The organism is Xanthobacter sp. NM-59, from assembly GCF_021401125.1.
Lineage (GTDB): Bacteria > Pseudomonadota > Alphaproteobacteria > Rhizobiales > Xanthobacteraceae > Xanthobacter.
Window position 1 is genome coordinate 423,251 of the sequence record NZ_JACBFQ010000001.1, and the last position, 23,389, is coordinate 446,639.

Annotated in this window: 22 protein-coding genes; 6 read left to right on the top strand and 16 right to left on the bottom strand. The window is 67.3% G+C overall.

What is annotated here, in order from left to right; translation table 11 throughout:
• Nucleotides 1–79: 79 nt before the first annotated feature.
• The gene (gph, locus tag L0966_RS01985) at nucleotides 80–805 is read right to left on the bottom strand and encodes a phosphoglycolate phosphatase (protein ID WP_234050173.1); all 726 of its coding nucleotides are present in this window, start codon (nucleotides 803–805) and stop codon (nucleotides 80–82) included.
• Between the two features lie 144 nt (nucleotides 806–949).
• Between gph and L0966_RS01990 the strand changes: the two genes are divergently transcribed.
• The 4 genes from L0966_RS01990 to gor all read left to right on the top strand — a co-directional run bounded on the left by L0966_RS01990 (nucleotide 950) and on the right by gor (nucleotide 4,446).
• Nucleotides 950–1,426, top strand: coding sequence for a hypothetical protein (locus tag L0966_RS01990; RefSeq protein WP_234050174.1), 477 nt, complete (start codon nucleotides 950–952; stop codon nucleotides 1,424–1,426).
• A 146-nt stretch (nucleotides 1,427–1,572) separates the two neighbouring features.
• Entirely contained in the window at nucleotides 1,573–2,277 is a 705-nt protein-coding gene (gene rpiA / locus L0966_RS01995; RefSeq protein WP_234050175.1) for a ribose-5-phosphate isomerase RpiA, read from the top strand.
• 26 nt (nucleotides 2,278–2,303) lie between these two features.
• Entirely contained in the window at nucleotides 2,304–2,846 is a 543-nt protein-coding gene (locus L0966_RS02000; protein WP_234050176.1) for a DUF2059 domain-containing protein, read from the top strand.
• A gap of 238 nt (nucleotides 2,847–3,084) precedes the next feature.
• Nucleotides 3,085–4,446: a glutathione-disulfide reductase gene (gor, locus tag L0966_RS02005; RefSeq protein ID WP_234050177.1), complete on the top strand. Its 1,362-nt coding sequence runs from the start codon at nucleotides 3,085–3,087 to the stop codon at nucleotides 4,444–4,446.
• Nucleotides 4,447–4,514: 68 nt separating this feature from the next.
• Here gor and L0966_RS02010 read toward each other — a convergent pair whose 3' ends face one another.
• From L0966_RS02010 to L0966_RS02030, 5 genes are all read right to left on the bottom strand, one after another.
• Complete coding sequence (locus L0966_RS02010; RefSeq protein WP_234050178.1) at nucleotides 4,515–4,994, bottom strand: nucleotide disphospho-sugar-binding domain-containing protein; 480 nt, start codon at nucleotides 4,992–4,994, stop codon at nucleotides 4,515–4,517.
• The gene (locus L0966_RS02015) at nucleotides 4,982–5,137 is read right to left on the bottom strand and encodes a hypothetical protein (RefSeq protein ID WP_234050179.1); all 156 of its coding nucleotides are present in this window, start codon (nucleotides 5,135–5,137) and stop codon (nucleotides 4,982–4,984) included. Before L0966_RS02015 ends, L0966_RS02010 begins: the two co-directional genes overlap by 13 nt.
• A 172-nt stretch (nucleotides 5,138–5,309) precedes the next feature.
• Nucleotides 5,310–5,825: a hypothetical protein gene (locus tag L0966_RS02020; RefSeq protein ID WP_234050180.1), complete on the bottom strand. Its 516-nt coding sequence runs from the start codon at nucleotides 5,823–5,825 to the stop codon at nucleotides 5,310–5,312.
• Nucleotides 5,818–6,492 carry a TetR/AcrR family transcriptional regulator gene (locus L0966_RS02025; protein ID WP_234050181.1) on the bottom strand — a complete coding sequence of 225 codons (675 nt, stop codon included), beginning with the start codon at nucleotides 6,490–6,492 and terminating at the stop codon, nucleotides 5,818–5,820. The genes L0966_RS02020 and L0966_RS02025 overlap by 8 nt, the downstream gene beginning before the upstream one ends.
• An 80-nt stretch (nucleotides 6,493–6,572) precedes the next feature.
• Nucleotides 6,573–7,808, bottom strand: coding sequence for a multidrug effflux MFS transporter (locus L0966_RS02030; protein WP_234050182.1), 1,236 nt, complete (start codon nucleotides 7,806–7,808; stop codon nucleotides 6,573–6,575).
• A 360-nt stretch (nucleotides 7,809–8,168) separates the two neighbouring features.
• Between L0966_RS02030 and L0966_RS02035 the strand changes: the two genes are divergently transcribed.
• Complete coding sequence (locus L0966_RS02035; protein WP_234050796.1) at nucleotides 8,169–9,563, top strand: class II 3-deoxy-7-phosphoheptulonate synthase; 1,395 nt, start codon at nucleotides 8,169–8,171, stop codon at nucleotides 9,561–9,563.
• 224 nt (nucleotides 9,564–9,787) lie between these two features.
• Here the strand turns inward: L0966_RS02035 and cynS are convergent, their stop codons facing one another.
• The 8 genes from cynS to L0966_RS02075 form a co-directional block, all read right to left on the bottom strand.
• Nucleotides 9,788–10,270, bottom strand: a complete 483-nt coding sequence (gene cynS, locus L0966_RS02040) for a cyanase (RefSeq protein WP_234050183.1) — start codon at nucleotides 10,268–10,270, stop codon at nucleotides 9,788–9,790.
• An 88-nt stretch (nucleotides 10,271–10,358) separates the two neighbouring features.
• Nucleotides 10,359–11,303, bottom strand: coding sequence for an ABC transporter ATP-binding protein (locus L0966_RS02045; protein WP_234050184.1), 945 nt, complete (start codon nucleotides 11,301–11,303; stop codon nucleotides 10,359–10,361).
• Between the two features lie 5 nt (nucleotides 11,304–11,308).
• Nucleotides 11,309–12,148 (bottom strand): nitrate ABC transporter permease, encoded by an 840-nt coding sequence (gene ntrB / locus L0966_RS02050; protein ID WP_234050185.1) that lies wholly within the window; start codon nucleotides 12,146–12,148, stop codon nucleotides 11,309–11,311.
• Between the two features lie 3 nt (nucleotides 12,149–12,151).
• A complete protein-coding gene (locus L0966_RS02055) occupies nucleotides 12,152–13,519 on the bottom strand; it encodes a CmpA/NrtA family ABC transporter substrate-binding protein (protein WP_234050186.1) in 1,368 nt (455 codons plus the stop codon).
• A gap of 81 nt (nucleotides 13,520–13,600) precedes the next feature.
• Nucleotides 13,601–14,785 (bottom strand): NAD(P)/FAD-dependent oxidoreductase, encoded by a 1,185-nt coding sequence (locus L0966_RS02060; protein ID WP_234050187.1) that lies wholly within the window; start codon nucleotides 14,783–14,785, stop codon nucleotides 13,601–13,603.
• A gap of 190 nt (nucleotides 14,786–14,975) precedes the next feature.
• Nucleotides 14,976–15,836: a sulfurtransferase gene (locus L0966_RS02065; protein WP_234050188.1), complete on the bottom strand. Its 861-nt coding sequence runs from the start codon at nucleotides 15,834–15,836 to the stop codon at nucleotides 14,976–14,978.
• 123 nt (nucleotides 15,837–15,959) lie between these two features.
• Nucleotides 15,960–17,081, bottom strand: a complete 1,122-nt coding sequence (locus tag L0966_RS02070; RefSeq protein ID WP_234050189.1) for an acyl-CoA dehydrogenase family protein — start codon at nucleotides 17,079–17,081, stop codon at nucleotides 15,960–15,962.
• An 87-nt stretch (nucleotides 17,082–17,168) separates the two neighbouring features.
• Nucleotides 17,169–17,741: an OsmC family protein gene (locus tag L0966_RS02075; protein WP_234050190.1), complete on the bottom strand. Its 573-nt coding sequence runs from the start codon at nucleotides 17,739–17,741 to the stop codon at nucleotides 17,169–17,171.
• Between the two features lie 260 nt (nucleotides 17,742–18,001).
• Here L0966_RS02075 and L0966_RS02080 point away from each other — a divergent pair, with 260 nt between their 5' ends.
• Nucleotides 18,002–18,676, top strand: coding sequence for a TetR/AcrR family transcriptional regulator (locus tag L0966_RS02080; protein WP_234050191.1), 675 nt, complete (start codon nucleotides 18,002–18,004; stop codon nucleotides 18,674–18,676).
• A 343-nt stretch (nucleotides 18,677–19,019) separates the two neighbouring features.
• On the opposite strand, the gene L0966_RS02085 is transcribed toward L0966_RS02080, so the two are convergent.
• On the bottom strand, nucleotides 19,020–22,163 hold the full coding sequence (locus tag L0966_RS02085; RefSeq protein WP_234050192.1) for an efflux RND transporter permease subunit: 3,144 nt from the start codon (nucleotides 22,161–22,163) through the stop codon (nucleotides 19,020–19,022).
• Nucleotides 22,163–23,365: an efflux RND transporter periplasmic adaptor subunit gene (locus tag L0966_RS02090; protein WP_234050193.1), complete on the bottom strand. Its 1,203-nt coding sequence runs from the start codon at nucleotides 23,363–23,365 to the stop codon at nucleotides 22,163–22,165. The genes L0966_RS02085 and L0966_RS02090 overlap by 1 nt, the downstream gene beginning before the upstream one ends.
• Nucleotides 23,366–23,389: the final 24 nt, after the last annotated feature.

Consider the following 23,389-nt stretch of genomic DNA (forward strand, 5'->3'; position numbering starts at 1 on the left):
CGCGCCGCGGCGGGCCCCAGCCTGAGGCCATCAAACCCTTGTGGCCGAAGGGTTCGACGGCAGAGGCCGTGGGCGGCGCTCAGGCGGGAAGGTGCGGCAGCAAGGCGGAAATGGCGCGGGTGAGCTCATCGTAATGGTGAATCAGCGCGTCCGCGCCCAGTTCCGCCGGCGGCGTCTCCGTGTAGCCGAACGACACCGCGATCACCGGCACGCCGGTGGCGCGGGCGGCGCGCACATCGGTAATGCTGTCGCCCACCATGATGGCGCTGCCGAGGGCGCCGCCGGCGGCGGTGATGGTGGAGGAGAGCGGCAGCGGGTCCGGCTTCGGCTTGGCATAGGTGTCGCCGCCGGTGACCACGGCGAAGCGATCCGTCAGGTCGAGGGAGTCCAGCAGGCTGCGCGCCAGGGACTCAAGCTTGTTGGTGCACACGCAGAGCTGTGCCCCGTTCTTCGCCAATTGGTCGAGGGCCGGCAGCAGGCCCGGGAAAGGGCGTGATTCCTCGGCGATGTGGGCCGCGTAATGGGCCACGAATCGCTGGTTCAGGTCCGCGAGGTCGGCTTCCGAGAACGGCACGCCGGAGGCGGTGAGGGCGCGCTGGATGAGCAGCTTCGCGCCGCCGCCGATCATGTTGCGGGCGCGGGCACGGTCCACGGTGGGCAGGCCGTTGGTGGCGAGAATCATGTCGAGGGCGTTCAGGAGGTCGGGGGCCGTATCCACCAGCGTGCCGTCGAGATCGAAGGTGATGACAGGCAGGGCAGGGCTTCCGGCCGGGCGCGGCGGAGCGTTCGTCGTCTGGGCAGACATAAGGCGTTCCTCTCTTTTGGGTTGGCGATTGCGGGCCATTATAGGCAGCCCGCCTTAAATCCTGCCGCTTTTCCGCGCCAGCGTCCCGCCCGGAGATCCACCTGCGGCCACAGGGCGCGGGGTTGGACGCGGATGGAGGTGTGCATGGGGAAGGTGTGCGTGGAGATGAACCGGCAAATGCGATCTCCGGGCTTGCTGGCCTCGCGGGCCGTGGTCGTCCAGGGCGGCGCTGCTGCGCTGCTGGCCCTGGGCGGAGCGCTGCTGGCGGCCGCGCCGGCCTCGGCGCAGAGCTTCGGCGCTTTCGATTTTGCCGCCCCGCCCTCGGCCGAGGCAAACCGGGTCTATGGCGTGAGCCGCAAGACCGGCGAGGTCTCCGCCTGCCAGTTCGAGCGGCCGGCGGGTTCCTCGGTCGGGGTCACGCGCTGCTTCGCCCAGGGTGAGGGCGCCGGCACCCAGAAGGCCGGGCGCTACGGCCTCGTTTCCACCCATTATGCGGGCGAAACGGGCGTGTTCCGGGTGAATTATGAGACCGGCGAAATGAGCATCTGCTACGTCCGCGACCTGCCCAAGGAGGGCGGCAAGGTGGAACCCACCGTGATGTGCACGCCCCAGGCGCGCTGAGTTTGCACGCGCGCGTGACCCGGTGAGGCGTCGCGGCGCTTGTTCCCTGCCGCGATCGGAGCTAGAGCCGGGAGCGACAGGGGCGCCTTCTCCTTGCGCCGGTTCGGCGTCCCTCCCCACCCGCGCGCACCACGACGGAAACGCCCATGGCCCATGCCGAAGACTTGAAGCGCCGCGCTGCCGCCCATGCTGTCGAATATGTGAAGGACGGAATGCGGCTTGGCCTCGGCACCGGTTCCACCGCCCGGCACTTCGTCGAGCTGCTGGCGGAGAAGGTCTATGCCGGGCTCAAGGTGATCGGCGTGCCCACCTCCGAGCAGACTTTAGCCCAAGCGGTCGAGCTCGGCGTGCCGATCGGCACCCTGGACGAGGTGGGTGAGCTGGACCTGTGCGTGGACGGTGCCGATGAGGTCGGCCCGGGCCTCGCGCTGGTAAAGGGCGGCGGCGGTGCGCTGCTGCGCGAGAAGATCGTGGCGCGTGCCGCCAAGGAAATGGTGGTGATCGCCGATCACACCAAGAAGGTGGATGTGCTGGGCCGCTTCCCGCTGCCCATCGAGATCGTCGATTTCGGCGCCACCAGCATCGCCCGCAGCCTGGAGGAGGCCATCCGCTCCGCCGGGTGCAGCGGTGAGCTGCGGCCGCGCCGGGATCGCGACGGTCATCCTTTCATCACCGATCACGGGCATGTCCTGCTCGACGCCCATCTCGGCCGCATTCCGGACCCGGCCGCGCTCGCGCGCGCCATCTCCGAAGTGCCGGGCGTGGTGGAGCATGGCCTGTTCCTGGGCCTCGCCAGCCGGGCGGTCCTCGCGGGCGCCGATGGCGTTCTGGTCATCGATCGCCAGGCTTGATTGAATATTCGCGCTTTCCGGAGAAGATGATGCGTTCTTCCAAACTCGCCCACGGGCGTTTCGGCCTGCTGCTGGCCGCGGCTCTTTCGGCTTCGGCCGTGGCCGCCCCGCTTGCCGTTTCCAGCGTCGCGCTGGCCCAGGCCGCCGCGCCGTCCGCCTCTCAGATCGCACTTGCCAAGGAGCTGGTGGAGGCCAACGGCGAGGCGCGCGCCTTTGACGGCGTGATCGCCAACATCGTGGATGGGGCGGCGCTGTCCTTCCTGTCCACCAACCCTGATCTCGCCAAGCAGCTCCGTGACGTGGCGCTCTCGCTGCGGCCGGAATTCGAGAAGCGCAAGCCTGAGATCCTGCAGATCCTGGCTACCGCTTACGCCTCTCGCTTCAGCGAGGCCGAGCTGAAGGAGGCCCTGGCCTTCTATCGCACCCCCACCGGCCGCAAGCTGGTTGAGGACCGCCCGGCCATCGTGCAGCAGGCCGTTCAGGGCATCCAGGCGTGGGGCGCCCAGCTCAATGCCCAGGCCGTGGACCGCGTGCGCGCCGAGATGCAGAAGAAGGGCTTCAACCTGTGAGCCATCGGCGCCATTGACGCGCCGGCCAACAAAAGGGGCGCCTCCCGCGGGAGAGCGCCCCTTTTTCTTGGCGCGCCGTTCCCCTCACGCGGGGCCCGGCGCGGGCCCCGCGTGAGGGGAACGGCGCGCCCTTGAGTCTTCCGCGTGTCACGCGGTCGCGGCAGGTTGCCCGCTTGACGGCACGGCGGGTGGCAGACTTCTTAGGCGTAACCGTGTCGGCCCGGAAAGGTGGAGCCTGATGTCTCGCAAAGAGGTGGATCTGTTTGTCATCGGCGGTGGCTCCGGTGGGGTGCGCGCGGCGCGCATTGCGGCCCAGCACGGCGCCAAGGTGATGATGGCGGAGGAATACCGGGTGGGGGGCACCTGCGTGATCCGCGGCTGCGTGCCGAAGAAGCTGTTCGTCTATGCCGGCCGCTATGCTCACGACCTGGAAGACATGGCGGGCTTTGGCTGGCGGGTGGAGGCGGTGGAGTTTGACTGGCTCACTCTGGTTGCCAACAAGGACAAGGAAATCTCGCGCCTCGAGGGCATCTACACCCGCAATGCGCAGTCGGCGGGGGTGGAGCTGGTGGCCTCGCGCGCCGTGGTGGTGGATCCGCACACGGTGCGCATTCTGTCCACCGGCGAGGAGGTGAGCGCCCGCTACATCCTGGTCGCCACCGGCGGACAGCCGGCGCTGGGCCCGGCGATTCCCGGGGCGGAGCTCGCCATCACCTCCAACGAGGCGTTCAACCTGCCCCGCTTCCCCAATCGCATCGTGGTGCAGGGGGCCGGCTATATCGGCGTCGAGTTCGCCTGCCTGTTCCGGGCGTTGGGGGCGGAGGTGACGCTCGTCTATCGCGGCCACGCGCCCCTGCGCGGCTTCGACGAGGATGTGCGCACCCACATGATAACGGAGTTCACCACCGCCGGCCTGCGGCTGATGCCCGGCCAGTCCCTCGCCTCCATCGAGGCGGTTGAGGGGGGCAAGAAGGTGACCTTCACCGACGGGTCCAGCCTGGAGGCGGACGAGGTGATGCTGGCCGTTGGCCGCATTCCCGCGACCCGCAACATGGGCCTTGAGGCGGCCGGCGTGGAGCTGGACAAGGTGGGCGCCGTGGTGGTGGACGCGCAGTCGCGCTCCTCCGTGCCGTCCATCTATGCGGTGGGTGACGCGACCAACCGGGTGAACCTCACCCCGGTCGCCATCCGCGAGGGCCATGCCTTCGCTGACACGGTGTTTGGCAACAAGCCCTGGACCGTGGACCACTCCCTGGTGCCCACGGCGGTGTTCTGCGAGCCGGAAATCGGCACGGTGGGCCTGTCCGAGGAAGGCGCCCGCGCCACCGGGCGGCCGGTGGACATCTACAAGACCACCTTCCGTCCCATGAAGGCGACCATGTCCGGCCGTGACACGCGGGTGTTCATGAAGCTGGTGGTGGACGGGGAGAATGACCGCGTGCTGGGCTGCCACATCGTCGGGGAGGGGGCGGGCGACATGATTCAGATCGCCGGCATTGCTGTCGGCATGGGCGCGACCAAGGCGGATTTCGACCGCACCATCGCCGTGCATCCCACGGCGGCCGAGGAACTGGTGACCATGCGCACGAAGGTCGCCTGATCTCCGCAAGGTTAAGCGCTCGCCCGTCGGAGGGGACGGGCGAGCGTTGCCTGCGGCCTGGCGGGGGATCAGGCCGCGCAGAGCTTGCCCGAGCAGGACGGCGTGGACGCCATGCTTTCGAGAAGGCCGACGAGGGGGGACTGAGCCGCCTCCTCCCGCACCTTGCCGCCGAGATCTCGGGCGGTGGCGGTGAAGGACGGCTCGTTGAGCAGCCGCGACAGGGCGGCGTGGATGTCGTCGGCGGGGACGGAGGGGGGCAGCGTCAGGCCCGCGCCGTGGCAGGCGATGCGGGCGGCATTGTCCGCCTGGTCGCGGCCATGGGGCATCACCAGCAGCGGGCGTCCGGCAGCCAGAGCCTTCATCACCGTGCCGTGGCCGCCGTGGGTCACCACCACCGCCGCCTCGGCCATCACCTGGGCGTGGGGCGCGCTATCGAGAATGGCGATGTTGCTGGGCAGGCTTGCGAAGTCCGAGCGGACCAGCGAGCCGCCGAGGGTCACGATGGCGCGCACCGGCAGGCGGCCCAGCGCCTCCATCACCCGCTGCACGGCAGCGGGTGATTCTGGAACGTGGTGCTGAAGGCCACCAGCACGAGCGGGCGCTCATCTTCCGCCGGGAAGGGCGAAATGAAGGGCTCCGCCCAGGTTGGGTCGGCCAGGATGGGGCCCACATAATGCAGCCGCTCCGGCATCGGGTCGGGCGCGAAATCGAATGCGCGGCTGGTGGCCAGCAGCAGGGCGCGCCCGGCGTCGTGCTGCTGCGCCAGCGTCGCGAGCGGCGCAAGCCCGAGGCTCTCGCGGGCGCTATGGAGGGCGGGCAGGCCGCCGGTATCGAGTGCCTGGCGGATTTCCGCGCGGATGGCCTCATGCTCCGCGGCCTCCTCGGCGGCGCGCGCGCATCAGGCCCGGCCCCATGGGCGGCACGCCTGCCGGCGGGAACAGATTGATGTTCACGCCCAGCAGAACCATGTTCTGCCTCAACGCCTCGCAGCCGAGCTGCACGCCGAACAGCATCTCGTTTGACACCACGAGGTCGGCGGGCTCACGGGCGAGTTCGGCCGTGACGTCCTGGGCAAAGGCGAGGGCAGGGCCCGTCAGCTGGGCATCGAACACGGCTTTGATGCCCTCGAAGGGCGTGGCCGCCGCCCAATCGTGGAAATGGTCGAACTCCCGGGCCCGGGCAATCTTGGAGGGCGCGCGCGTCCAGGGGGCGAAGCGGGCACCGGAGGCGAGGGCTTCCACCCGATTGCAGGCATCGCTCATCAGCCGCACGCTGTGCCCCCGCTCCACCAGCCGGCGGGCCAGCTCAATGAAGGGCGGAACGGCGCCGCCACCCTCAAAGGTGGCGATCAGAAATGATTTCGGGGGGCCGTCAGACATTGCGGGGCTCCTGCGGACGGGCGATGGAGGCCTCGGCGGCGGTGCCGATGATGGCTTCAACCAGGGTGTGAAAGAGGGTCAGGGTTTCGGCCCGCGACCGCCCCATGTCGCGGCGCGCGAGCTTCCAGACATAGATGTCGGAGGCCACCACGAGGGCGTCGAGCCGGGCCTGGCGCGCGGCGTCCGGCAGGCCTTCCAGCCAAGGGGCGAACACGCTCGAGAGCCAGTTGCGATGAAAGACGCGCCCGATATCGGCCATGCTCTTGAAGGGCGCGTGGCGCTCTTCCTGGGCCAGGACCCGCATCACCAGATCGCCGGTGGCCTCGTAGTCTTCCATGAGGATGGCGAGCGCGTGGGCAATGTCGCCGGGTGCGATCCGCCGCCGCTCGGTGATCTCGGTGGCGAGGCGCTTCTGCACGGCATCGAGCAGGCCCTCTTTGCCGCCGAAGCGACGCACCACGGTGGGCACGGTGACGCCGGCGTCACGGGCGATCTGGTCAAGGGTGACCTGATCGAACCAATCATCCCGAATGCGGTGGGCAAAAGCGTCGAGGATGCGTTCGGCGGTCTGCTCGGCCGAGCGCGCGCGGGCGCCCTGCTTGTAGCCCCGCTTCGCGGGAGCATCCTCAGCGTCGGGCACGGGGGAAGGCGCGTTCGCATATTTCATGATAGTCTAACTATCGCGAAATCCGCGCCCACGTCAATAATTCATTTTATTGCCACTTACATTAAATGTGGCCGGGCCGCCTAAGGCTGGTGGCCGAACAATCTCCCGTGCTCGGCCCACAGGGTCGCCAGCACTGCCAGCACGCTCAAGGTGAGGTAGGTGAGGCTCAGCGGCAGCACCGTGCCATCGAAGGCGCGGCCGGCGGCGAGCGCCAGCAGCGCCGCCATGAGCGTGGTGTAGCAGCCGATGAAGGACGAGGCCGTGCCGGCAACGGAGCCGAGAGGTTCCATGGCGATGGAGTTGAAGTTCGGCACCGTGAGCGCGAACAGGAATTGGCCGAGCGCGACGAGCGCGCAGAACATCCAGAACGGCGGCTTGCCCTCAAAGCCGAGGCCGGCGGCCACCAGCCCCACGGATGCCAGCAGGAACCCGAGCAGTCCGCCGTGGGACAGCCGCCGCATGCCGACGCGGCGAACCAGCGTCGCATTCAGGAAGGAGGCGAGGGCCATGACGACCGCCACCCCCGCGAACACCACCGGAAACAGGGTTCCGAGCTGATAAACATCGGTCTGGAACACCTGGGAGGCGGAGCCCACATAGGTCATGAGGCAGCCCATCATCAGCCCCATCGCGGTGGCATAGCCCAGCGACCGGCGGGTGGTGATGCAGAGGGTCATGCCGGCCAGGATGGCGCGGGGCGAGAACGACATGCGGTATTCCGGATGCAGCGTCTCCGGCATCCGCAGGCCGAACCACAAGGCGAGCACCAGCGTGAGGGCGACCATGGCGACGAAGATCAGCCGCCACGACCCCAGCGCCAGAATGAGGCTGCCTGCCGCCGGCGCGAGGATCGGCACCGCCAGGAACACCATCATGGTGAGGGACATGATGCGCGCCATCTCGCGCCCCTCGAACCGGTCGCGCACGATGGCGACCGCCAGCACCCGCGCGGCGCCGGCCCCGGCGCCCTGGATCACGCGCGCCAGAATCAGGGTGGAAAAGGAATCAGTGACCAGCGCCACCAGCCCGGCGACGAGATAGATGGCGAGACCCACCATCAGCACCGGGCGCCGGCCCACCACATCCGACCAAGGGCCATAGACGATCTGCGCCGCGCCAATGCCGAGGAGATAGGCATAGACCGTCAGCTGTACGTCGTTTTCGTTGGCCAGCGCGAAATGCTCGCGGATGGAGCCGAAGGCGGGCAGCAGGTTATCGATCGAAAAAGCCGTGAGCCCCATCATCAGGGCAATCAGGGTAACGAATTCGATGAATCCGGGTGTGGATTTCGACGTAGACGCGGGGGCCTGGGACATGGCGCACTCGAGGGGTGAGGTGTCCCGCAACAGACACGCGTGAAAAGGCGCGGCGGACAGGAGGGGGAGCCGCACGGTGCGCACTCATAGGGGATGGCCGATGGGAAGAGAAGGGGGCGCGCGGCGACCTTCCATCTCCGCGCTGCGGTCTTGCGAATGCGATGCAGCGTCGCCACATGGCCTCAACGGACGGCGCTCGCCTTTTGCAAGCCACGGTGTTCATGTATAAGCCCGCTTCCGGCTGGGCGAACACAAGAGGAACGCCAGTCCGGGTCCGGTCGGGAACGGTCCCAGGCCGGCAACCTCATGGAGAGTCAAATGATGACCCGCCCGCAATCCGCACCCGTCCCTGGCGCCGAGATGTCTCGCCGCGCCGAAGGCTGGCGTCCGGAGAGCTGGCGATTTTATCCAGGCGTCCAAATGCCGGATTATCCGGACAAGGCGCTGCTCTCCGAGGTGGAGGCCAAGCTTGCCTCCTACCCGCCGCTGGTTTTCGCTGGTGAGGCCCGCAAGCTGAAGGCCGAACTTGCCCGAGTGGCCAAGGGCGAGGCTTTCCTGCTCCAAGGCGGCGACTGCGCCGAGAGCTTCGAGGAACACAACGCAGACAACATCCGCGATTTCTTCCGGGTGTTCCTGCAGATGTCCGTGGTGCTCACCTTCGCCGGCTCGGTGCCGGTGGTGAAGGTGGGGCGCATCGCCGGTCAGTTCGCCAAGCCGCGGTCCTCGGACAACGAGACCGTGGGTGGGGTGACTTTGCCCAGCTACCGCGGCGATATCGTCAATGATCTCGCCTTCACGGAAGCCGCGCGCGTGCCTGATCCGCGCCGCCAGCTCGAAGCCTACCGGCAGGCGGCGGCGACGCTGAACCTGCTGCGCGCCTTCGCCAATGGCGGCTATGCGAACCTCGCCAATGCCCATGCTTGGATGCTGGGGTTCGTGAAGGATTCGCCCCAGTCCTCCCGTTACCAGGAACTGGCGAACCGGATCACGGAGGCGCTGGACTTCATGCGCGCCTGCGGGATCGATCCCAAGAGCCATCCGGAATTGAGCTCGACGGATTTCTTCACGAGCCACGAGGCGCTCCTGCTGGGCTACGAACAGGCCCTCACCCGCGTGGATTCCACCTCCGGCGACTGGTACGCCACGTCCGGTCACATGCTGTGGATCGGCGATCGGACCCGCCAGCCGGACCATGCCCACGTGGAGTATTTCCGCGGCATCCACAACCCGATCGGCATCAAGTGCGGTCCCTCGCTCACGCCGGACGGTCTCATTCGCCTGCTGGATATCCTGCAGCCCGACAATGAGGCCGGCCGCATCACCCTCATCTGCCGCTTCGGCGCGGACAAGGTGGGCGACCACCTGCCGGCGCTTGTGCGGGCGGTGGAGAAGGAAGGCCGCACGGTGGTGTGGTCGTGCGATCCCATGCACGGCAACACCATCAAGGCCGCGTCGGGCTACAAGACCCGCCCGTTCGAGCGGGTGCAGGCGGAAATCCGCGCCTTCTTCGACGTGCATGCGGCCGAGGGCACCCATCCCGGCGGCGTGCACCTGGAGATGACCGGCAAGGACGTGACCGAGTGCACCGGCGGCGCCCGCGCCATTTCCGACGAGGATCTGCGCGATCGCTACCACACCTATTGCGACCCGCGCCTCAATGCGGAGCAGTCCATCGAGACCGCCTTCCTGGTGGCCGAGCTTCTGAAGCGCGATCGGCTTGCCCGTGGCCCGGTGGCGGTCGAAGCGGCGGAGTGATCCGCCAGCTCTCGACGGCTGAATAGAAAAGGCGCCTCCCGAAAGGGTGGCGCCTTTTTTCTTGGGTGCGGCGCGGGGTGTTGCCGCCTTGTCTCGGGGCCCCTTGCCTTCTGGCTCCCTGTCTTGGGGCCCATCGCCTCGATGTTTCGGGCGATGAGCCCCTGGCTGGCTGGTCAGTGGCGCAGCGAAGGTGCCGGACGCGCTGGGCCGCCGGGCGTGGGGCCTCAGTCTTCCTTGTAGCCGAGGGAGGGAATGCCCTGCTCAGCGCCGTAATACTTGTAGGGCAGGAACTTGCCGGACATGGTGATGCCCACGCGGTCGCCCTTCTCATTGGCCTGGCGCGAGATGTCCATGTCGAAGTCGATGGCGGACATGATGCCGTCGCCGAACTCATCCTCAATCAGCGCCTTGATGGCCGGGCCGTTCACCAGGATCAGCTCGTAGAAGCGATAGATGAGCGGGTCGGTGGGCGGCATGGGCGTGCCGCGCATGGGCACCTCGTTCAGCATCTTCTCTTCGGTCTCGGAGAGGCCGAACAGGGTGGCGGCCTTCTTGGCCAGGGGCTTCACCAGCTTCATCTGGCCCAGCAGGGCGCCGGTGATGAGGATCGGGGAAATGCCGCCGATCTCTTCGCAGATATACTTCCAGCTCCAACCCTTTTCGCGCTTGATGTCGAGAATCTTCTCGGTGAGCTGTTCACGCTTCATTTTTCATCTCCACACTTCGATCGTGTCGTGAGTTCGCCAGGGTCGGCGGGCGCGGGCGCCCGTCGGCCGGCTGGAGTGGGGCTTGCCGTCAGTCGCGTCCGTTGGCGGCGGCGGGGAAGGGAATGGTGTTGGCGGCGTCCGCGACCTTGGCCGCGCTGCCCAGCCGGACAGTGGGCGGGCGGCGGGTGTCGTAGCCGGCAGGCTTGTCATCGCGGAAGGTGCGGCTGCGGCTCACCAGGAAGTCCACCAGGTGGTTGCGCACCGTGTAATAGTCCTCGTGGCGATGGATGCTGTCGCGGGCGCGGTCCTTGGGCAGCGGATTGTCAACCACCTCCGCGACCATGGCCTCGGGGCCGTTGGTCATCAGCACGATCTTGTCGGCGAGGTAGATGGCCTCGTCCACATCGTGGGTGATCATGACCACAGTCTGGCCGGTGGAAAGGCAGATGCGCCGCACCTCGTCCTGCAGTGTGCCGCGGGTGAGCGCATCGAGGGCGGAGAAGGGCTCGTCCATCAGCAGGATCTTCGGCTCGATGGACAGCGCCCGGGCGATGCCCACGCGCTGGCGCATGCCGCCGGAGAGCTCGGCCGGCTTCTTCTGCTCGCTGCCCTTGAGGCCCACCAGCTCGATGAAGCGGCGCGAGCGCTCCTCCACCTCGGTCTTTCCGGCCTTGCGCCAGCGGGAGGAGACCGCATAGGCGACATTGCCGAGCACGCTGCGCCACGGCAGGAGGGCATGGCCCTGGAAGATCACCGCGCGGTCGAGGCTGGGGCCGGAAATGGCCTGCCCGTCCACGATCACCGCGCCCTCGGACGGGGCCTCAAGCCCCGCCAGAATGTTGAGAACGGAGGTCTTGCCGCATCCCGAGTGGCCGATGATGCACACGAACTCGCCGCGCGGCACCTGGAGCCAGAGATTCTCAAAGATGGTGGTGACCCCGCCCTCGCGCTTGGGATAGCGCCGGGCGATGCCCTCGATGGAAATGAACTTCGGGTCGGCCGGGACGGCGGTCTTGGTGTCGATCTCTGCCATGGCGCTCACTCCGGGAAGGTCACGCGCCGCTGGAGGCGCGCCAGGATCAGATCGAGGACCATGCCCACCACGCCGATCATCAGGATGCCGACGATCACGTTGGAGATGGACAGGTTGTTCCACTCGTTCCACACGAAATATCCAATGCCGGTGCCACCCACGAGCATCTCGGCCGCCACGATGACGAGCCAGGCGATGCCGATGGAAATGCGCATGCCGGTGAGGATGGTGGGCGCCGCCGCCGGCAGGATCACCGTGAACGCCCGCCGCCAGGCCCCCACCTCCAGGGTGCGCGCCACGTTCAGCCACTCCTTGCGCACCGAGCCGACGCCGAACGCCGTGTTCAGCAGCATGGGCCACACCGAGCAGATGAAGATGACGAAGATGGCCGAGAGGTTGGAATCCTTGATGGTGTAAAGGGCAAGCGGCATCCAGGCCAAGGGCGAGATGGGCTTCAGCACCTGGATGAACGGATCCAGCGCCCGATAGGCCAGCGGCGACATGCCGATGAGGAAGCCCAGCGGCACCGCCACCAGCACCGCGAGGCCATAGCCGATGGCCACGCGGCCGATGGAATAGAGGAGCTGGAGGCCCAGCCCCTTGTCGTTGGGGCCGTTGTCATAGAACGGGTCCGAGAGGGCGACCCAGAGCTTCTGCATCACCTCCAGCGGCCCCGGCATGGCGGATTGGGACCCGGCCGTGGTGATGCCCATCAGCTTCGCATATTCCGGGTCGAGGGCCGGCCCCGAGCTCGCGCTCGGGGTGACGGCGATCTGCCAGACAAGGCAGAAGGCGAGGAACAGGACCACCGACAGGATGCCGGCGCGCACGCCGAGGCTCTTCATGGCTCAGCTCCGCTTGATGGCGAAGGAGTTCAGATACGCCTCGGGCTTGGCGGGATCGAACAGCTTGCCCATGACCGAGAAGCTCTTGGTGGTGGTGGCGGGCGGGGTCAGGCCCATTTCCTTCATCACCTTGGCGGCGTCGGTGGCCAGGAACACCTGGTTGGCGATGCCCTGGTAATCCACCTCGCCCTTCACCTGGCCCCAGCGCTTCATCTGGGTGAGCATCCACACCGCGAAGCTTTCCCACGGGAAGGGATCGAAATCGATGCGGTTCGGGTCGTCCTTGATCTGGCCGAGGCCGTTGGCGTACTTGCCCACCAGCACCTGCTCCAGCACGATCGGCGGCTGGTTGAGATAGGCGGCCGGGGCGATGGCCTCGGCGATGGCCTTGCGGTTCTCGGCCTTGGAGGCATAGCCGGTGGCGTCCACGATGGCGCGCAGCAGTGCCGCGTAAGTATTCGGCATGGTGGTGATGAATTCGCGGCTGGCGGCGAAGGCGCAGCACGGATGCCCATCCCACATGGACTTCGACAGCGAGTGGATGAAGCCCACGCCGTCATAGACCGCGCGCTGGGCCACGTTGCCGGGCGCCAGGAAGCCGTCGATGTTCTCCGCGCGCAGGTTGGCCACCATCTCCGGCGGCGGCACCACGCGCAGCTGCACGTCATTGTCCGGATCGATGCCGTTTTCCGCCAGCAGATAGCGCAGCAGATAGTTGTGCATGGAGAAGTCATACGGAATGGCGAACTTCAGGCCCTTCCACGACTTCACGTCCATCTTGTCCTTGTGCTTGATGCCAAGGGTGAAGGACTGGCCGTTGATGTTCTCGATGGCTGCGGTGACGAACGGAATGGGGTTGGAGCCCAGGCCCTGGGAGATGGCCAGCGGCATGGGTGCCAGCATGTGGGCGGCGTCGTATTCCTTGTTGATGGTCTTGTCGCGCACCACGGCCCAGCCCGCGGTCTTCACCACGTCCACGTTGAGGCCGTGCTTCTTATAGAAGCCCATGGGGTGCGCCATGATGATGGGAGTGGCGCAGGTGATCGGGATGAAGCCCACCTTCAGGTCGGTCTTCTCCGGCTTGCCGGTATCGGCGAAGGCCTCGGTGGCGGCATCGAGCGGGAAGAAGGTGCCGAGGGCCGCGGCGGCCGTGGAGGCGCCCACCGCCTTCAGGAAGGCGCGGCGCTTCACGTCCTGCGGGAACAGGGCGCGCATGAGGCCGGAGGCGACCACTTCCTTGTAGCGGGACTCGTCGTCGAGGCTCCCCGCCCGCTCGGCCGCCAGATGGGCCTCCGCGCTGTCATGCTGCCCGCAGGCGCAACGCCCGGACAGTTTCGACTTCGTTGAAAACGGGTTCGAGAACATCGACATCGACAGATCTCCTTGCGGGCAGAAACAGGGAAAGCGGCGCACGCTTCGCAATGCGCGTGCCAGAAGCTGACGTTAGGGTGCTTAAGCGGGGGAGGGCGCGGCCTGGGGCATGGGGGTCGCCAGCGCGCGGCGGGCCAGCATGTGGCTCTTGGGATCGTTGATGGAGCACACGGCAATCAGCCGGTCCCCCGCGAAATAGCGCACTGCGAAGCGCGCGGCTGAGATATCGCCCTCGCACTCGGTGCGGGTGAAGCCGTCGATGAGGCCGGCAATCTGCAGCTTCACATCATATTGATCAGACCAGAACCACGGCACGGGATCGTAGCTGACGCTGCCGCCGGTGATGGCTTTTGCCGCCGCCTTTGCCTGATCGATGGCGTTCTGCACGGATTCCAGGCGCACCCGGCGCCCATAAAGCGCACTGGGGAAGGATGCGACATCACCCACTGCGTACACATCGGGAATGCTGGTGCGGGTCTGGGCATCGACGCGGATGCCATTGTCGAGGGCAATGCCCGCTTCGGCGGCAAGCTCGGCATTGGGCAGGGCGCCCACGGCGGACAGCACGAGATCGGCCGGCAGCACGCGCCCGTCGGCCAGCTCCACGCCGCTCACATGGTCGGTGCCGGCGAGCCGCGCCACGCCCATGCCGGTGAGGATGGTGACGCCGTGGCCCTCATGCAGGGCCAGCGCGAAATTGGAGATGGTGGCGCAGGCGACGCGGGCGAGCAGCCGCGGCTGGCCTTCCACCAGGGTCACGTCGAGCCCGAGCTTCTTCGCCTTGGCGGCCACTTCCAGGCCGATATAGCCGCCGCCGATGATGACGAGGCGCGCGCCCGGCACGGCGGCGGCACGGAAGCGCTTCACATCGTCGATGGAGCGGATGGAATAGACGCCCGGCAGGTCGGCGCCGGGCACGGGCAGCTCACGGGCGCGGGTGCCGGTGGCGATGAGCAGGGTGGAATAGGGCTGGCGCGCGCCATCGGCCAGCTCCACCGCCTTCTCGGCCAGCAGCAGGCGGGCGACGCGGGTGCGCAGGTGCACGGCCACGCCGCTGTCCGCATAGAATTTCGGAGCCTTCAGCTCCAGCCGGTCCTCACTCAGCTCGTCGCCGAGATAGGCCTTCGACAGAGGCGGGCGCTGATAGGGCAGATAGGGCTCGTCGCCATAGAGCACGATATCGCCGGCAAAGCCTTCCGTGCGCAGGGAGGCGATGGCCTGGGCCGCGGCCTGGCCGGCTCCGACGATGACAAGGGGCGCGCTCATGGGGTGTCTCCGGTGTTCAGGAAAGGGAGGCATCGCATCGGCGCCGCGCGGCGCTCCGCGCGACGGATGGGGACGCTGAAGGATCGGCCCGCCGGGGCTTGCTGCGTTCGCTCCATGCCGGCCACGTCGGAGGCTGCGCCCGGTCGTGGCCGTGGGCAAGGGGCGCGCGAAGCCCCCGGCGGGAGATCCCTCAGCGTGCGGCCGCCGGATGCCCCTCCTCGATGGGCAAGGCCGGGTCGCGGGACCATTCGTTCCACGAGCCGAAATACATCTTCACATCCTTCACACCCGCTTCCTTCAGGGCCAGGAAGGTGTTGGACGCGCGCGCGCCCTTGAAGCAGTAGAGATAGACCGGCGTTTCCGGGGAGATGCCCACGGTGGCGCACTCGGCCAAGATCTCGGGTGCCGACTTGAAGCGCGGACCTTCGGCCGTGGGCTTCATCATGCGGTACCACTCGATCCACACGGCGCCGGGAATGCGGCCCTTGCGGGGGCAGAAATCCTTGCCATAGGGCGAGGAGCTCTCGCCGATCCACTCATCCACATCGCGCACGTCGAGCTTGGCCACGGCCGGGTCCGAAACCGCATCGAGCATGGCTGCCGCGTCGATGATGAGGTCGCCGGCGTCATCGGTCATGGGGAAGGTGACTGACGGCGGGCTCGGCACTTCGGTGGTCACGGGCAGGCCGGCGGCGGTCCAGGCTTCGAAGCCGCCGTGCAGCACCTTGATCTTGGGGTAGCCCAGGAAGGTGAGCAGGAAATAGCCGCGGCAGGACTGGCCGAAGCCGGAAGCCATGGACTGTTCGTAGATGACGGCCGTCTCATTGCCGGAAAGACCGGCCTTGCCGAAGGCATCGGCGAACTTCTTCTTCAGCTCCGCATAGCCTTCGGGGGTCGAAGTGGCGAGATAGGTGAAGATCTCGTTGAGGTTTACGGCGCCGGGGATGTGGCCGGCCGCATAGCTTGCCGCATCACGGGTGTCGATCAGCACCGTGGGCGCGGACGACAGGAGGCTGGACAGTTCAGACGGCGTAATCAGGACTCCGCTCATGGTAATCCCCTCTGGAAACAAGCTGAACCGAGACGCGCTGGAAGGTGTGATGGCTTTGCCATCTTGTTGTTCGGCGAGGGCTTCGCGTCCTCGTCCGGTGTTGGACACTGGAGGATGCCGGCGTCAGGCCGGCATCTGGTCCAGCATCAGGCGAAGCTGCTTGGTGGCGGGCGTGACGATGGCCACGAAATAGGCCTCGCGCAGGCGCCGCTGGCAGCGGTGGGCCGCTACATAGCCGCGCGCGCCGCAATGGAGCATGGCGTTATGGGCCGCCTGGACGCTCACTTCACCGGCCAGCAGGCGGGCGGAGACCACGCGCCGCCAATAGGCGTCGGAGGTGTCGAAGGGGTCGGCCGCAAGTGTCGCCACTTCAGTCTCGATGGCGGCCAGCGTCTCCGCCATCTGGCTGGGCTGCACTTCCAGGAAGCGGTTGACGTGGCCGAGCGGGCCTTCCACCTCGCGCATCAGCGCGATGCAGTCGCGAATGAGGCCCACGGCCATGCCGGCCTGGAGCATGATGAAGCCGCCACGCATCTTCTTCACAAACGGCATGGCGTTGTCCGCCAGCACCATCTCGTCGGGCACGAACATGTCGCGCACCTGCACGCCATAGGTGCCGGTGCCGTCCATGGAAAGGAAGCGCTCGCAGGGCTTGAGGGTGATGGCCGGGTCGGCGCAGTCGAACAGCGCCATCACCGGCGTGTCGCGGCCTTCCACGGAAAAAATGCCGCCAAAGAAATGGTCCGGCCCAAGATTGGACACCCACGGCAGGATACCCTTGACCGTGTAGCCGCCTTCGACCCGCTTACCCTTCAGCTTCAGCCCTTCGATGTCATAGAAGGACTTCATGGGGTTGGAGAGGGCGGTGCCGCCGAGGATCTGACCGTTGGCGGCGGCGGCGAGATACTTCTCGCGCGGGGCGGGGTTCTCGGAATTGATGAGGTACCAGACCAGTGTGTTCTGGCACCAAGCCATGAAGCCGGTGGACACGCACTGCTGTGACACCAGGGACATGCCCTCGATGGTGTCGCCCAGCTTGTGGCCCTCGTTCAGGTGCAGGCGGAAGGCGCCGGCATCAGCGAGGTTGTGCAGCAGCGTGGTGGGATAGGTGCCTTCGTCGATGGCACGCGCCCAGGCCGCAAGGTCGCCGGACGCGATCTTGCCGATCTCGGCGAGCGCCGCCTGCGGCTGCAGCGCGGATGCGGCGGGAGCGGTTTCAGCGGGAGTTGCGGTGGCGGCGAGCATGTCGGTCCTCGAAGGCGGGAAGGGCGCGCGCCCGGCCCCGTGCCGGGCGCGTCGATCGTCGTCAGCGGTGGGAGCGAACGCTGCGGCTCAGGCCAGGCCCACTTCCAGGTTCACCGGGCGGGTGAAGGTGTTGGCCACGGGCGACCACTTCTTCACATGGGCGATGAGGGCGTCGATCTCTTCCTTCGGCACGCCATCACACTCCATTTCCACCTTGATGCGCACGTCGGTGAAGCCCACCGGCTTCTCGCTCACGTCGCCCGTGCCCCACACGGCGGTGATGTTCAGGTCACCTTCCAGGTGCAGCTCCAGCTTGCGCACGGTCCAGCCGCGATGGATGGCATTGGCGTGCAGGCCCACGGCGATGCAGGAGCCGAGGGCGGCGAGCGACGCCTCGGAGGGGTTCGGCGCGGTGTCGTCGCCCAGCAGGCCCGGGGGCTCGTCGACGATGTAGGGGGGCAGGCTGCGGATATAGTTGGCATGCCGGAAGCGGCCTTCCGCAACCGTCTTGCACTTCAAGGTCTTGATGACGTTCGGATTGGCCTTGCCGGCCTCGATCAGCTGGTTGAGCCCATCCTTGTTGATGGGGGCGAGGCAGCCCGTGGCGGCCTCCGGCGCCAGGCAGCCGGTGAGCACGGTGTTGGGGGCGGGTGCAGACATCTCAATCTCCTTGGTGCGCCTGAACAGACAGACCGGTCTGTCTTATACAAGCCGCGTGCCAAGTGGAGCCGAAGGGCGCGATGTTTTCGGATAATCGCCTCAAGGCCAGATGTGGCCTACATTCCCGTCGGGATTCGCCGGCTTTGTTTCGGCATGATCCCTGCTATGTGTAGTCAGAACGGTCTGTCTTTTTGCCTGCAATTGCGGCACACTGGTGAGACCCGTTGCAGGATCTGCTTCAGAAAAGAGCGAAGACGAAGATGGCGCGTCAGTCCAAAACCTCTCCCGCCAGCCTTTCCGAGCCGGCGCTGTCGGCTCCCAGAAATCCGCACGGGCGCGCCTTTGCCGAGGGCGGCGACGGCGCGGAACCCAAGGCGCGCGAGCGCATCATCGCCGCCGCCACGCGCCTGTTCTGCCAGTACGGCATCACCGCCGTGGGGGTGGATGCGGTGGTCGCGGAGGCCTCCACGGCCAAGGCGACGCTTTATAAGACGTTCGGCTCCAAGGAACGGCTGGTGGAAGCCGTGCTGGAGAAGGAGGGGGCGGCTTGGCGTGACTGGTTCATAGGCGAGCTGCTGAAAGGTGAGGCAGCGCCCCTCGCGCGCCTGCGCCGGGTGTTCCCCATTCTGCGGGAGTGGTTCAACGACGACCACTTCTTCGGCTGCCCCTTCATCAATGCGGTGGCCGAGACCGATAAGCGCGACGACCGCATGCGCCAGATTGCGCTCAATCATAAGAAAGTCGTGCTGGACACATTGACCGACCTCGCGCGCGAGGCGGGCGCCCGTGACCCCCATGGTCTTGCCCATCAATTGGGCCTTTTGATCGATGGCGCCATCGTCGCGGCCATGATCACCAAGGATTCCAACGTGGCGCTACTGGCCGGCGAAAGCGCCGATGTGCTGTTGCGCGGCCTGTGCGCCGAGGCGGCCTGATCCACGCCCCTGCGCGCGATTGCCCGCGCAAGCGGCCCATGGAGTGGATGGGTGGCGCGGGCGTAGCCGGACGGCACCAAGGCGCGCCGCACGGAGATGAGCTGCGAGCAGCCGGCTTAGGCCGACGGCCCCGCTGATTGCCGCCACTGTTCAGCAGGCCCGTGGCCGACCGACCGCGTTCGCGCCCCGATCGGCGCGGGAGGCGAGAGCATCTCCTGCTCTCACTGCATTCAGCAGCCGCTCTGCGCCCTTGATTTAACACGAGTTCTTCACGGCCGGCGGCGGCCATACCGGGCAAAAGGGCTCTAAGGGCGAGCCGCAATCGCGCGGGTGTGCGCCGGGGCTACTGCGCCGGATGGGCCGAGCCGTGTGCGCCGTGTGAGCCGTGGCCGGTGGGGTCTTCGGGCTCGTCCTTCTCGCCCACGAAGCGGCCGAACAGGCGGCCCAGCATCCGGCTCAGATCGTCCATCACCGTGAACACGGCGGGGACGAACACCAGTGACAGCACGGTGGAGGTGATGAGGCCGCCGATGACCGCGATGGCCATGGGCGCGCGGAAGCCGCCGCCCTCGCCCAGCGCCAAAGCGGACGGCAACATGCCGGCGGCCATGGCGATGGTGGTCATCACGATGGGTTGGGCGCGCTTGTGGCCCGCTTCCATCAGCGCCGTCAGCCGGTCGGCCCCGTGCTTCATGGATTCAATGGCGAAATCCACCAGCAGGATGGCGTTTTTCGTCACGATGCCCATGAGCATCAGGAAGCCGATGACCACCGGCAAGGAGATGGAATTGCCAGTGAGCAGCAGCGCGATGAAGGCGCCGCCCACCGACAGCGGCAGCGAGATGAGAATGGTGATGGGCTGCAGGATGTCGTGGAACAGCAGCACCAGCACCGCCAGCACCAGCATGAGCCCCGCCGCCATGGCGAGCGCGAAGCCGGAGAACACCTCGCCCATGATCTCGGCATCGCCTGCTTCCTTCAGCGTCACGCCGGGGGGCAGGCTGCGGGCTGCGGGCAGGGCCTTCACCGCGTCCACGGCGGTGCCCAGCGGTGTGTCGCCCACGAGGTCCGCTTCCACCGCGATGCGGCGGGCCCGGTCGTAGCGGTCGAGGGCAGTGGGGCCCTGGCCAAACTGCACATCCGCCACGGCCGAGAGTGGCACGGCCCCGCCGCTGGCGGTGGGCACCTTCAGCGCATCGAAGGTGGACAGGCTGGTGCGCGCCTTCTCGTCGAGCTGCACGCGAATGTCGATCTGCCGATCCTTGGCGGAGAACTTCGCAAGGTTGGCGGAAATGTCGCCGATGGTGGCAATGCGCACCGTCTCCGCGATGGTGTCCACCGACACGCCCAGCTCCGACGCCTCATCGAGCTTGGGCACGATGCGGATTTCCGGCCGGTCGAGCGCGGCGGAGGAGACCACGTTGGTCAGCACCGGCACGTCGTGGCGCATCTCCTTTTCCAGCGCCAAAGCGGCCTTCTCCACCGCGTCGCCGTCGTTGCCGGAAAGCACCATCTGGAAGCCGCGCTGCGCGGCCTGCCCATTCGAGCTCCAGGTGAAGCGCATGTCCGGGATGGCCGCGAGGGGGGCGTTGAGGGAGGCCTCGAACGTCTTCTGGTCCATCTCGCGCTCGGCGCGGGGCTTCAGGTTGATGACGATCTGCGCCTTGCGCACCTCGCCCGCCAGCATGGCGAGCCCGCCCGACCCGCCTGACCCGGCGGTGGCGTAGACATTGGCCACCTCGGGCCGATCCAGCAGCAAGCGGGTGATGCGGTCCGACACCGCCTGCGTCTCCGCCAGCGTGGTGCCCGGCGGCAGCTCGATGGAGACCATGGAACGGGAAATGTCGTTGTTGGGCAGGAAGCCGGAGGGTAGCAGCGTCGACAGGAAGATGGTGCCGATGAAGATGCCGAGCCCCATGGCGATGGTGAGGAAGCGGTGGCGCAGCGACCAGCCCAAAAGGCGCATATAGACGTGCATCACCCGCCCGTCGCCCTCATGCCGGCGCCCGGTATCGCGCAGGAAATAGGCGGCGAGCAGCGGCGTCACCAGCCGCGCCACGGCCAGCGAGAACAGCACCGCGATGGCCACCGTGAGGCCGAACTGCTTGAAATACTGCCCCGCAATGCCGCCCATGAACGACACGGGTGCGAACACGGCAACGATGGTGAGGGTGGTGGCCACCACCGCTAGGCCGATTTCGTCGGCCGCCTCGATGGCCGCGCGATAGGGGGATTTGCCCTGCCGCATGTGGCGCACGATGTTCTCGATCTCGACGATGGCGTCATCCACCAGGATGCCGGTGACGAGGGTGATGGCCAGAAGGCTCACGCCGTTCAGCGAGAAGCCCAGCATGTCCATCAGCGAGAAGGTGGGCAGGATGGACAGCGGAATGGCCAGCGTGGTGATGATGGTGGCCCGCCAGTCGCGCAGGAAGATGAACACCACGATCACCGCCAGGATCGCCCCCTCGATGAGGGTTTGCATGGCGGATTCGTAGTCCGACTTGGTGTAGCGCACCGTAGTGTCGATCTCCGAGATCGTCACATCGGGGTGCTGGGCCCGCAGATGCTGGAGCTCGTCCTGCACCCGGTCATAAACCGTGACGTCGGAGAAGCCCTTGGCGCGGTAGACGCCGAAGGCGACCACGTTCTTGCCATCCAGGCGCGCGAACACGCGCGGCTCGGCCGCCCCGTCGGTGACGGTGCCGAGGTCCTTCAGGCGCACATAGCGGCCGTTGGAGAGGGCGATGCGGGTATCCGCCAGCTCTTCCACGGTGCTGGCGCCGGCCAGGGTGCGGATGGACTGCTCCTGGGTGCCCACCTCGCCGCGCCCGCCGGACACGTCGAGATTGGTGGCCCGCAGCTGGCGGCTCACATCGGCCGCCGTCACGCCCAGCGACATCAGGCGATCCGGATCGAGGGCGATGCGGATTTCCCGGTCGAGCCCCCCCTCGCGCTTCACCTGGGCGACGCCGCGCACACCCTGCAGGGCACGGGCCATGGTGTCATCCACGAACCACGACATCTCCTCCGTGGTCATGGTGGGCGAGGACACCGCATAGGTGACGATGGGCAGCCCTTCGATATCCACCCGCTGAATCAGCGGCTCGTCGATGGAGCGCGGCAACTCCGAACGGATCTTGGTGACAGCGTCGCGGGTGTCGTTCACCGCGCGGTCCACGTTGGTTTCCAGGAAGAATTCCACCGTGGTGATGCTGGTGCCCTCCGAGATGGAGGAGGTGATGTGCTTCACCCCGGATACGCCGGCGATGGAATTCTCCACCTTCTTGGTCACCTGGGTTTCCAGCTCGCTGGGCGCGGCGCCGGTCTGGGTGATGGTGACCATGACGATGGGCACGTCGATGTTCGGCATCTGCGTCACCGGCAGGGTGCGGAAGTGCACCAGGCCGAGCACGGTCAGGATGACGAACAGGACGACGGTGGGAATGGGCTTGCGGATGGCCCAGGCGGAGACGTTGAGAGCCATCAGCGCGCCTCGCCCACGGAGAGAGGGGCTTCCACCGGATTGACCCGATCGCCCTCGCGCAGGAAGCCGCCGGCGCGCGCCACCACCAGCTCATTGCCCGAAAGGCCATGGGCCACCATGACGCTGCCCCGGCTTTTCAGCGCGGGCGTGATGCGCCGTTCGGAAACCGTGCCGTCCGTCACCACGAGCACATAGGCCCCTTCGGCATCGAACATCACGGCCGATTGCGGCACCACCAGCCCCGCGCGCGCACCAAGGGTGACAAGGGCGCGGGCATAGGCGCCGGGCTTCAGCCGCGCGTCATCTTGCAGGGCGATCTTGATGCGCCCCAGGCGGGAGGCCTTGTCCACCTCCGGCGACACCAGCCGCACCGTTCCCTCGACGGGGCCATCGAAGCCGGCCGGGGTCACCTGCGCAGTGAGCCCGGTTTTCATGCGCGGCATGGCGCCTTCCGGCACTTCCGCATCCAGGTCGATGGCGCCATCCTGGGCGATGCGGAACAGGGGCGTGGAGCGGGCCGAGAGCGCGATGGCACCCACCCGCGCCTCGCGGGAGAGGATGACGCCGGACGCCGGCGCGCGAATATCCGTCCGCTTGAGTTTCACCTCGATCTCGTCGCGCTGGGCCTTGACGAGCACCGCCTCGGCTTCTGCCGCGGCAAGGCTCTCCTCGGCGGCGGCCACCTGGGCGGTGGTGACCTTCACGGCGCGCTCGCGCTCGTCCAGGGTTTCCTGGGAGGCGGTGCCGGTGGCGCGCAGCTTGCGGGCGCGGTCCACTGCGGCTGCGGCTTCCGTCTGCTGGGCGCGGGCCTGATCGAGCGCGGCGCGCTGCTGGGCTATGGCGGCCTTCGCCTTGGCGGCGTTGGCGGTGTTCTGGGCCAATTGCGTATCGAGCACATCGCGCGAGAGGCGGGCGAGCACCTGTCCCTTTTCCACGCGGTCGCCGGCCTCGGCCAGGATCTGTTCCAGCCGCAGGCCCTCCACCTCGGGCCCGACCTCGATCTCCTCGCGCGGCAGGAGGGAGCCGGTGACCAGCAGGGTTTCCGGCAAGGTTTCATTGCGCGGGCGCTGCACGGAGACGGTGAGGGCGGAAGGGGCGGCGGCCGCTCCATCCTCCGCGGCGGCCGGCATGACGCCGCACACCGGCCCGGCAAGGCCAAGGGCGAACACGAGTGCGCTGGCGCGGCGGACAAGGGCGGGCATGGTGAAGCGAACCTCGTTGGAAGA

What these genes read in the sequence shown, in the direction of transcription:
- gph (WP_234050173.1), bottom strand. Translation starts at nt 805, where the DNA reads ATGTCTGCCCAGACGACGAACGCTCCGCCGCGCCCGGCCGGAAGCCCT.
- L0966_RS01990 (WP_234050174.1), top strand. Translation starts at nt 950, where the DNA reads ATGGGGAAGGTGTGCGTGGAGATGAACCGGCAAATGCGATCTCCGGGC.
- rpiA (WP_234050175.1), top strand. Translation starts at nt 1,573, where the DNA reads ATGGCCCATGCCGAAGACTTGAAGCGCCGCGCTGCCGCCCATGCTGTC.
- L0966_RS02000 (WP_234050176.1), top strand. Translation starts at nt 2,304, where the DNA reads ATGATGCGTTCTTCCAAACTCGCCCACGGGCGTTTCGGCCTGCTGCTG.
- gor (WP_234050177.1), top strand. Translation starts at nt 3,085, where the DNA reads ATGTCTCGCAAAGAGGTGGATCTGTTTGTCATCGGCGGTGGCTCCGGT.
- L0966_RS02015 (WP_234050179.1), bottom strand. Translation starts at nt 5,137, where the DNA reads ATGCCGGAGCGGCTGCATTATGTGGGCCCCATCCTGGCCGACCCAACC.
- L0966_RS02020 (WP_234050180.1), bottom strand. Translation starts at nt 5,825, where the DNA reads ATGTCTGACGGCCCCCCGAAATCATTTCTGATCGCCACCTTTGAGGGT.
- L0966_RS02025 (WP_234050181.1), bottom strand. Translation starts at nt 6,492, where the DNA reads ATGAAATATGCGAACGCGCCTTCCCCCGTGCCCGACGCTGAGGATGCT.
- L0966_RS02030 (WP_234050182.1), bottom strand. Translation starts at nt 7,808, where the DNA reads ATGTCCCAGGCCCCCGCGTCTACGTCGAAATCCACACCCGGATTCATC.
- L0966_RS02035 (WP_234050796.1), top strand. Translation starts at nt 8,169, where the DNA reads ATGTCTCGCCGCGCCGAAGGCTGGCGTCCGGAGAGCTGGCGATTTTAT.
- cynS (WP_234050183.1), bottom strand. Translation starts at nt 10,270, where the DNA reads ATGAAGCGTGAACAGCTCACCGAGAAGATTCTCGACATCAAGCGCGAA.
- L0966_RS02045 (WP_234050184.1), bottom strand. Translation starts at nt 11,303, where the DNA reads ATGGCAGAGATCGACACCAAGACCGCCGTCCCGGCCGACCCGAAGTTC.
- ntrB (WP_234050185.1), bottom strand. Translation starts at nt 12,148, where the DNA reads ATGAAGAGCCTCGGCGTGCGCGCCGGCATCCTGTCGGTGGTCCTGTTC.
- L0966_RS02055 (WP_234050186.1), bottom strand. Translation starts at nt 13,519, where the DNA reads ATGTCGATGTTCTCGAACCCGTTTTCAACGAAGTCGAAACTGTCCGGG.
- L0966_RS02060 (WP_234050187.1), bottom strand. Translation starts at nt 14,785, where the DNA reads ATGAGCGCGCCCCTTGTCATCGTCGGAGCCGGCCAGGCCGCGGCCCAG.
- L0966_RS02065 (WP_234050188.1), bottom strand. Translation starts at nt 15,836, where the DNA reads ATGAGCGGAGTCCTGATTACGCCGTCTGAACTGTCCAGCCTCCTGTCG.
- L0966_RS02070 (WP_234050189.1), bottom strand. Translation starts at nt 17,081, where the DNA reads ATGCTCGCCGCCACCGCAACTCCCGCTGAAACCGCTCCCGCCGCATCC.
- L0966_RS02075 (WP_234050190.1), bottom strand. Translation starts at nt 17,741, where the DNA reads ATGTCTGCACCCGCCCCCAACACCGTGCTCACCGGCTGCCTGGCGCCG.
- L0966_RS02080 (WP_234050191.1), top strand. Translation starts at nt 18,002, where the DNA reads ATGGCGCGTCAGTCCAAAACCTCTCCCGCCAGCCTTTCCGAGCCGGCG.
- L0966_RS02085 (WP_234050192.1), bottom strand. Translation starts at nt 22,163, where the DNA reads ATGGCTCTCAACGTCTCCGCCTGGGCCATCCGCAAGCCCATTCCCACC.
- L0966_RS02090 (WP_234050193.1), bottom strand. Translation starts at nt 23,365, where the DNA reads ATGCCCGCCCTTGTCCGCCGCGCCAGCGCACTCGTGTTCGCCCTTGGC.